The sequence below is a fragment of the Alicyclobacillus tolerans genome (assembly GCF_900142255.1).
GTDB classification, from domain to species: domain Bacteria; phylum Bacillota; class Bacilli; order Alicyclobacillales; family Alicyclobacillaceae; genus Alicyclobacillus_I; species Alicyclobacillus_I tolerans.
The window spans coordinates 1-5,769 of record NZ_FRAF01000044.1 but is presented as its reverse complement, the minus strand read 5'-3'; the positions used below and the strand labels follow the sequence as shown (position 1 = coordinate 5,769).

At 36.9% G+C, this 5,769-nt stretch carries 9 protein-coding genes, 1 pseudogene and 2 riboswitches; of the genes and pseudogenes, 8 read left to right on the top strand and 2 right to left on the bottom strand.

Going from position 1 to position 5,769, the window contains the following annotated elements:
- The 3 genes from BUA75_RS15025 to BUA75_RS15015 form a co-directional block, all read left to right on the top strand.
- On the top strand, positions 1-288 hold a 288-nt coding region (locus BUA75_RS15025), incomplete at its 5' end, for an integrase core domain-containing protein (RefSeq protein ID WP_072875400.1).
- Positions 289-363: 75 nt separating this feature from the next.
- Positions 364-756, top strand: coding sequence for a thiol-disulfide oxidoreductase DCC family protein (locus BUA75_RS16655; RefSeq protein ID WP_083574418.1), 393 nt, complete (start codon positions 364-366; stop codon positions 754-756).
- Positions 743-1,639, top strand: a complete 897-nt coding sequence (locus BUA75_RS15015; RefSeq protein ID WP_072875398.1) for a M23 family metallopeptidase — start codon at positions 743-745, stop codon at positions 1,637-1,639. The genes BUA75_RS16655 and BUA75_RS15015 overlap by 14 nt, the downstream gene beginning before the upstream one ends.
- Positions 1,640-1,855: 216 nt before the next feature.
- On the opposite strand, the pseudogene BUA75_RS16320 reads toward BUA75_RS15015, so the two are convergent.
- Positions 1,856-2,068, bottom strand: a pseudogene (locus tag BUA75_RS16320) (transposase); the annotation flags it as partial.
- Between the two features lie 87 nt (positions 2,069-2,155).
- On the opposite strand from BUA75_RS16320, the gene BUA75_RS15005 reads away from it, so the two are divergent.
- From BUA75_RS15005 to BUA75_RS14985, 5 genes are all read left to right on the top strand, one after another.
- Positions 2,156-2,290, top strand: a complete 135-nt coding sequence (locus tag BUA75_RS15005) for a transposase (RefSeq protein WP_207549789.1) — start codon at positions 2,156-2,158, stop codon at positions 2,288-2,290.
- 97 nt (positions 2,291-2,387) lie between these two features.
- A riboswitch (Fluoride riboswitch) is annotated at positions 2,388-2,452 on the top strand.
- A gap of 40 nt (positions 2,453-2,492) precedes the next feature.
- Entirely contained in the window at positions 2,493-3,689 is a 1,197-nt protein-coding gene (locus BUA75_RS15000; protein ID WP_129583692.1) for a hypothetical protein, read from the top strand.
- A gap of 53 nt (positions 3,690-3,742) precedes the next feature.
- A riboswitch (Fluoride riboswitch) is annotated at positions 3,743-3,804 on the top strand.
- A 56-nt stretch (positions 3,805-3,860) separates the two neighbouring features.
- Positions 3,861-4,262 carry a fluoride efflux transporter FluC gene (locus BUA75_RS14995; RefSeq protein WP_165612050.1) on the top strand — a complete coding sequence of 134 codons (402 nt, stop codon included), beginning with the start codon at positions 3,861-3,863 and terminating at the stop codon, positions 4,260-4,262.
- A complete protein-coding gene (locus BUA75_RS14990; RefSeq protein ID WP_072875392.1) occupies positions 4,262-4,645 on the top strand; it encodes a fluoride efflux transporter FluC in 384 nt (127 codons plus the stop codon). The genes BUA75_RS14995 and BUA75_RS14990 overlap by 1 nt, the downstream gene beginning before the upstream one ends.
- 47 nt (positions 4,646-4,692) lie before the next feature.
- The gene (locus BUA75_RS14985; RefSeq protein ID WP_072875389.1) at positions 4,693-5,340 is read left to right on the top strand and encodes a DUF190 domain-containing protein; all 648 of its coding nucleotides are present in this window, start codon (positions 4,693-4,695) and stop codon (positions 5,338-5,340) included.
- Between the two features lie 148 nt (positions 5,341-5,488).
- On the opposite strand, the gene BUA75_RS14980 is transcribed toward BUA75_RS14985, so the two are convergent.
- Positions 5,489-5,769, bottom strand: a 281-nt coding sequence (locus BUA75_RS14980; RefSeq protein ID WP_207549788.1) for a TrkA C-terminal domain-containing protein, incomplete at its 5' end; no start/stop codon positions are given.

Genomic DNA, 5,769 nt, shown 5'->3' with positions numbered 1-5,769 from the left:
CATGTCTTTGAGGACGGTTGTGAACAGCTAGGGGTCACACATGAGCGCATTCCGCCAAAGACGCCGAATAAGAATGCGCACATTGAATCGTTCCATTCACAGCTAGAAAGCGACCGGCTCTCTGGCGCCGAGTTTGAGAACTACCAAGCAGCATACGCAGCCGTGACAGAATACATTACGTTTTACAACCAGCACCGAATTCACGGTAGCTTATATGATCTGTCACCGGAACAGTTCATGCGCGCAATTGCCAACAACGAAGTGCAGCCATTCGTCGTTAAGGTCTAAGCAATCCTACGAGCAAGTGAGATTAAGGGAGCAAGACTCTAATATTGAGGGGTTAAACCGTGGTCGCTAACCGTAATTTATGATGGGCAATGCCCTGTATGCAGTTTATCTGTATCAAAATGGATAAAATTAGATAAATATCATATGTTGAATTTTATTTCATTATGGGAAGTAGACCTAAATGAATATCAGTTCACTAAAGAAGATTTAGCTGCAAGTATGCATGCAATTAGAATCTCTGACAACAAAGTGTATGTTGGAAGTAAAGCTATTGATCAAATCTTGATACGTATTCCTGCTTTAATGCCATTGGGACTGTTGTTTTTCCTTCTCGATAAATGCATGTTAGGCAACCCCCTATACTCGTTACTCGCTAAAAACAGGTATATTATCCCGATTGGTAAATGTACATTGGATCAGTGTAATAATGTTGCTTTTAGTGGGAGTGAGAACGTTGCCAAAAAATAGCTTATCTAATTACTTTTATTATGTGAACAAAAATCTCTATATGAATAGAGTGATAATAGTTGCCTCTTTAGTAATGTATCCTTTTATCACTATGTATTCTATGTATTATTCCAAACATTTATGGACTAATGTATTTTTTTTAATCTTATTTTTGTTTTATTATTATGCAGCGCCTTGGGTTAAAACTTCAGTTTATTTCAGGGATTTTTGGCTAGCGGCATTCATTTTAATAGAATTTAAAAATGGCTTCTGGTATTTAGGTCTTGTCGTTCTTATCCTTAGCAAACTCCTATTATTTTTGAAAAAAATGATAAGAATCAATAACGCTGTACAAGTAGATAATCCAGTAAATCATCGGCTAGCAATTATTCAAGGAGGAAATATTGGTGTTTTAAATCATCATCGAAAAAACCACCAGCAGAAATATGCCATGGATTTTGTAGTAGTTGGTAAATATGGGAACAGAGCGTGTGGATTAGCTCCGAAGTCTCTAAGCAAGTATTTATCTTTTGGGAAGGAGATTCTATCCCCTGTTAATGGAAAAGTAGTATATGTTGAATCTAGACATTCAGATAATCCTATCGGAGTAATGGATTTTAAATTACCTTCTGGAAATGTAATAGTTATTCAAGACGCAGAGGAGTTTCAATACGTATTTGCCCATCTTCAAGAAAATTCCATTCATTATTTACCTGGAGATAATGTTAAAAAAGGTCAAGTTATTGGCCGAATAGGAAACTCTGGATTCTCGTCGGAACCTCATCTTCATTTTCACATACAGAAGCAACATAAAGATAAGAGAGTATATGGTATCCCTTTTTATATAAAAAATAAATGCTTAATTCGAAATGATCTTATTGAATCTGGTGCAAAAACCACTTGAGTGCTACGATCATCGTATCAATCGTTGAGATGAGACCGGCATGTATGAACGCATTCAAGAGGATTACGAAACCAATGTTTGGGTTCAAGTCGTTCGTGACTGCCGAAAAGACTCTTGCTGGGATAGAAACTATGCATATGCTACGAAAGAAACAGGTTGAGATGCATCGCACACCGGCTTGTTCCGTTGCGTCATTCATAGATTACCTGTTTGAAACATCCGCCTAATCTGGTGAATCCGCTTCGTGATTCGTTTTCGACGTTTAGTACACTCGCTCTCCGGGCGCCTGCGCCATGCGTAATACCCGCTCCGAGATACTTCCAATATCTTGCACATCTTCTTAACCGGAAATTTGGAGCGGTATCGATGAATGAATGGGTACCTTACTTCCGGTCGTTCATGAAGATGCGCGCTGCTTTTTTTTAAGATTGGTGTTAGTCTTAAATGGTGGATACAACGAACCGAGAATGTGAAAATAAGTCAATCGATTCGAGGGTCTACATATGGCAAATAAGTATGACGGGGCGAGTGGCTTCTCAGGTAGCGCGTGATCTCGGTATTTCCGAGAAGACGCTGTACGGGTGGATTGCTCGGTATAAGAATGACCCTAAGCATTTGGTTTTTGATAGCTCTAATGTCATGGAACTATGAAAAATCTGTTAGACTTATGAGAGCCTATCCATCTTGCATGTTCATCATTTGTTTATAGCAGCTTTACAAACAGAAAGTTCCTGTTTAAAATTGAACTAAAATAAAAGGTGATGGAGCTCACCATAAACTGCCAACTGGTTGGCTAATGGCTCCTACGGATAAAATTTTATCCGTAGGAGCCATTTTGATTGGAGGTGAAATCATGGAAAAATTCGTGATGAGTGTCCGAATTGAGAATGGAGAATGTCATCCACAAAAACCTTTCCTTTTTCAAGATGGAACTTATACCTCTAGAAATGAATGGTTGGAACAAGTCTTTTCCCATGCTTTGTTAGCAACTGTAAAGGAATTACAAGAATGTTTAGAGGCACAGGTTTTCAAGGAAGATGAGGATGTGTTAGTAGAATACACTACTGAAGAAATCATTGAATTGTTAAAATATTCCTCAGTACCACTATTATGGATAAATATGCCTCAATCACTACGACAAATTTTCTCTGCAAAGGCTATCATTCCTATTAATCGTAAAATGCATTCTATAGAGCAATCACTCATCGTCATTCAGCAACTTAAAAATTCACAAAGCAAGCGATTAAATTGGCAAAGTATTCTAGAGTATCATTTAAATACAGTACAAGTTCCGACTTTGAATTGCAATCTCAAATCGATTGTTTTACATGGAACTTTGCAAGACCTTCATCATTTTGTTCAAGATACCGTTTACCAATTTGACCAGGCAAATCTGCCAAATGAAGTATATGCTGGCTATCTATTTGCTTCGTACAGCGCTTTTTTTGAATTATCACGTGCTGAATATTGGATTCATACAATGAGAGAAAATTATGATTCGGATTTCAGATATTTAGAATCTATAGTGCATTCTATGCAGCCTCTTGTATTCTTTTCAAAAAAATCAACTTACCAAAACTCTTCAACAAGAGATTTATTGCAGCGTATTCGAAGTTTGGAAGTTGAAAATCAAGAAATAAAAGTACAAATTGAAGCTGAGGTACAAGAATTTTTGCGTATATTTGAATTGATGAAATTTGAGAGAAGAAGCGAAAAAGCAAAAAGCAATCATGAGAATATTCCCCAATTCTCAGGGAAAAAAATAGCGGTAGTTGGTGATTCAGGGAGATGGCCTGTTTATCGACTGTTTTTAGAACAAGAAGGAGCCATACCTATTTTTATACCTGGTTTTGAAAAAATTCGTTTCGGCATTGAACACTTCGTACATGTGGATGGAGTTCTTTTTATCACAGCGTATAGCAGTCACTCCTTATACTATGCTTTAAAAGCAAGAAGAGTTTTACCGAATACAGTACTCATCGATCGTGCAGGTATTCAAGCGTTTCAAGAAGGAATGAAACGTTTGCATCAAATACTCGATGAGGTATAATTTAGCTATGCTATATCAGATTATGAGATAGATTATCGAGCCTGAAAATTGAATGATGGTAGGGTGATGGGGCTCACCCAAACTTCCCAGAAGGGATAATGGCTCCTGCGAATGGAACTCCAACTCGCAGGAGCCATTTTGTGTTGCATTAAAAATTCATGGAGGTATGAAATGATGCAATTTATAAGTTTGTGGATAGGTGGAATGATTGGTGGCCTTCTGCGTTATGCATTGAGTTTGTGGATACCAACGCCTTTTGATTTTCCACTAGGAATCTTGGTTATTAATTTATCGGGTTCGTTTATATTGGGCGCATTTTATCAATTAGCAGAAGTCATAGAGATTAAATCCTGGTTTCGCTTAGGTTTTGCAACAGGAGTAATCGGTGCATATACAACGTTTTCTACGTTTGATTTAGGAGTAGAACAATTAGCTTTACATCATCTTGTTAAGTCTCTCAGTTATGCTGTTGTCAGCTTGATAGGAGGGCCTATGTTTTCCTATATAGGGGAGAAAATGATGGATTTTGTTTCAGGGAAATGCAAACAAACAATCAAGGAGTTGGTACAATAATGTTGTTTCGATTTCTGCTAGTTGCGGTGGGTTCAGGATTAGGAGTATATGCAAGATATGGCGTAAGCCAATTTTTCACAAAAAAATATCATGGTTTTTTTCCTTGGGGAACATGGTGGGTGAATGTTCTTGGGACTTGGATGATAGGTCTATTTTTTCTTGTCTTTTATCAAGACGATCCAGTTTCAAGAGCATGGTTGTTCTTAGGAGAAGGTTTTTGTGGAGGTTTAACAACTTTCTCCACCTTTTCTGTAGAAACGGTTAAACTTTATCGAATCCAAAAAAAGTTATCCTTTGTATATATTTTCAGTTCATGGGGAATAGGGGTTTTATTGATATGGATAAGTCAGTTTTGGATAAACTCATTTATTGTCCATAATTAAAAGATTTTACTAAGAAAGAATATCATGAATTTTAAAGGGGCGTAATGATGAATCATCGGCTATTACGAATAGTTGTTGGAGAATTAGAAGGAAGAAAAGCGAGGGTACTTTATCAAGAAATATTTACATGGCTTCAAAAATGGGAGTTGGATTATATTGTAGTTTTACGTGCAAATGAAGGACTAGGTGATAAGGATGATATTCGTTCACAAGTCATCGAGGATATCAGTTTTAATGATCTTCCTATTATTGTAGAAGCCATTGGCACTCGCGAATCTATTGAACCGATTTTGAGTGAAATTAAAAAAAATATACCGTATGGAGAAGTGGGAATCATGGAAGCTTATCGTATACATGAGGGGGAAAGCGTGTTGCCCAACTATGATTATTGGATGATTAAAGTTTATGTAAAAGAAGAATCTCATGGAATCAAGCCGGCAAATTATGAAAAAATTTTAGAACTGTTTCGAGAAAATCATCTCTCATGGTCTACTGTCACCAAAGGAATTGAAGGATTTGGAGAAGATCGTAAGATTGTAAAGAATTCGTTTTTTTCTTGGCAATCTCATATACCGGTTGTCGTTGAAGCTATAGGACCGGTTCATACTATACAGAAAATCATTCCGTCACTAAAAGAGATAGACTCTCACGAGATGGTTGTTGCTATACCTATTCAGCTTGTTCTAAATCGATAAACTGTATCAAGGTAAGATTGGATTAAACTGATAATTAAAATAATCTATTCATTTCTTTTGCAGACTTTGATGATTGGGTTTGTCGAATACTTAGGCATCATTTAAAACATCCTCAAGCCCTCATAAAAAGCTTTTAGGTTTATCAGTTTTATGACAGAGGAGATACCTCACCGGCCATAAAACTTACAACCTCATCTACTTTTTGAATCGGAGAAATAAAAAGAAGCACTTCGTCATCTTTTTGAAACACTGTTTTTCCATGAGGTACAAGCAGTTTATTTTGTCGTTTAATTGAAACGATGACGGCTTCAGAAGGAAATCGCACATCTGCTATGGATAGCCCAATCACTGGACTATTTTCTTTTAATCTGAGATTTGTGAATTGGCCTGAATTTTGATGAAGATCTTGAAGTTGTCTAATTTTCGCGT

Coding starts and splice junctions, on each gene's coding strand:
- BUA75_RS15005 (WP_207549789.1), top strand. CDS start 2,156: ATGACGGGGCGAGTGGCTTCTCAGGTAGCGCGTGATCTCGGTATTTCC.
- BUA75_RS15000 (WP_129583692.1), top strand. CDS start 2,493: ATGGAAAAATTCGTGATGAGTGTCCGAATTGAGAATGGAGAATGTCAT.
- BUA75_RS14995 (WP_165612050.1), top strand. CDS start 3,861: ATGATGCAATTTATAAGTTTGTGGATAGGTGGAATGATTGGTGGCCTT.
- BUA75_RS14990 (WP_072875392.1), top strand. CDS start 4,262: ATGTTGTTTCGATTTCTGCTAGTTGCGGTGGGTTCAGGATTAGGAGTA.
- BUA75_RS14985 (WP_072875389.1), top strand. CDS start 4,693: ATGAATCATCGGCTATTACGAATAGTTGTTGGAGAATTAGAAGGAAGA.